This window comes from Mesorhizobium sp. M7A.F.Ca.US.002.01.1.1, from assembly GCF_004022955.1.
Classification (GTDB): Bacteria; Pseudomonadota; Alphaproteobacteria; order Rhizobiales; family Rhizobiaceae; genus Mesorhizobium; species Mesorhizobium ciceri.
In genome coordinates, this window is the sequence record NZ_RZQE01000764.1 from 1 (window position 1) to 1,876 (window position 1,876).

2 protein-coding genes and 1 pseudogene are annotated in these 1,876 nt (G+C 64.9%); 1 reads left to right on the forward strand and 2 read right to left on the reverse strand.

All coding sequences use genetic code 11. The features are described from left to right. Positions 1 to 246 (forward strand): annotated as a pseudogene (locus tag EN932_RS35175) (metallophosphatase); the annotation flags it as partial. Positions 247 to 252: 6 nt separating this feature from the next. On the opposite strand, the gene EN932_RS35180 reads toward EN932_RS35175, so the two are convergent. Together EN932_RS35180 and EN932_RS35185 are read right to left on the reverse strand one after the other, a co-directional pair. Further along, positions 253 to 1,188 (reverse strand): DmsC/YnfH family molybdoenzyme membrane anchor subunit, encoded by a 936-nt coding sequence (locus EN932_RS35180; protein WP_127366794.1) that lies wholly within the window; start codon positions 1,186 to 1,188, stop codon positions 253 to 255. A 3-nt stretch (positions 1,189 to 1,191) separates the two neighbouring features. Continuing rightward, positions 1,192 to 1,876: 4Fe-4S dicluster domain-containing protein (locus EN932_RS35185; RefSeq protein ID WP_164890814.1), on the reverse strand; the 685-nt coding region annotated here is incomplete at its 5' end.

The window sequence follows — 1,876 nt, forward strand, 5'->3', positions numbered from 1 at the left end:
GGCGAAATAGCGGGCCATCTGCATCCCTGCGCCCGCATCGTCCAGCAGGGCCGCTCGGTGCGGCGCCGCTGCTTTGCCGGCGACGGCGGCCGCATGATCATGCCGGCCTTCGGTGCCTATACAGGCTCGCTCAACGTGCTCGATCGCGCCTATGCCGGGCTGTTCCGGCTGGATACGCTGATGGCCTATATGCTGGGCGCCCAACGCATCTTTGCCATTTCCGGCTCGATGCTGCGGCCGGGCTAAACAGCCCTACCTGCCGTAGTAGAGCGTAACCGTGTGCTTCGCCTCTGCAAAGAACAGCCAGCGCTCGACCAGCATGCCGGCGAACTGGATTGCAGCAGCGAGTACCGACAGCAACGCTGCCGGCGGCCAGGGCAGGGCGAACACAATGGCGAGCAGCCCCAAGGGCAACGCGAAGGCCAGAAGCTGCGTGATCTGGCGCAGCCGCGCGCCATGCTTGCGCGCGATGCGGAAACCCATTTCCTTGAGCAGGTAATTCTCTTCGGTATGCGGCCATTCCAGCGACCGCACCGTACCTCCCGCCAGCCCGGTCGCGGTGTTGGCGGTGGTCGGAATCTCCAGCCGGTCATTGTAGCGCCAGGTCGCGAGCTTCCAGCCCCAGCCGGTCAAGGTCAGCAGCAGGCAAGCCGCCAGCTGCACCTTCGAACCAAGCGCAAAGCCCTGCAGCAGTGCGTTCAACAGCACGCTGCCGGTCATCGCCGAAAAGATGAGATAGCCGGGCAGGGTGAAGCGGCTGTGCCACTGGGCGATCGGTTTCAGCGACGCATAGATCATGCCGGTGGTGCAGATGGTGATGATTGCGCCGATGGCGGCCAGAGATCCGGCGATGCCGACCCAGCCATCGGTCTTGCCGAAGAATATCCAACCGATGCCGAACAGTCCCGCCGGAATGAAGGTGATGACCGAGGCAACACCTTCGCGCGACAGCCATGAACTGCGCCATTGTGAGAACGCCCGCCAGGCGCGTTCGGGGCGGCCGAGATGACCCGTCGAGGACAACAGGCCGGCCACGATCAGGCCGAGCGCCAGCCCCATGCCGATAAAGCCCAGCCAGAAATCGGGTGGGATGATCTGGAAGCCTCCGAGCGTGCCCAGCAGCGCGAGCAGGCCGTAGCCCGCGCCGGTGGCAGTGGTGAAGAAGACGACGGAGAAGGCTGGATGCATGGGTCAGTTCGAAAGCATGCGGTCGACCCAGCCGAGGAAACCGCCTTCGGCCCGCACCGGTTCCAATGCCGGCGCGGCCACCGATGCGGCGCGCGCGGTGTGGGCGCGTGGCGGCAAATATTTGTTGGTCGGGCGATAGCCGAGCTCAGGCATCAGGTCGACACCACCGCGCTCCGCCACCAGTTGCGAGACAGCCGACAGGGGATCGCCGAGATCGCCGAAATGCCGGGCGCTGGTCGGGCAGGCGGCGACGCAGGCCGGCACGCGGTCTTCTTCGGCCAGATTGTCATTGTAGATGCGGTCGACACACAGTGTGCATTTCTTCATCACCCCGACATCGGTGTCGAATTCGCGTGCTCCATAAGGACAGGCCCAACTGCACAATTTGCAGCCGATGCACTTGTCCTCGTCGATCAGCACGATGCCGTCCGAAGCCCGCTTGTAGGAGGCGCCGGTCGGGCAGACGGTGACGCAGGCCGGCGTCTCGCAATGCAGGCAGGAGCGCGGGAAGTTCACCGTCCGTCCGCCCATCTCGGTGGTGTGCTCATAAGCGTGCACGCGGTTGAACCAGACGCCGTCGACATGGCCGCCATAGGGATCGATGTCGGTCAGCGGCGCCATGTGGCCGCCGGTGTTCCATTCCTTGCAGGCGGTGACACAGGCCTGGCAGCCGACGCAGGTATCGAGG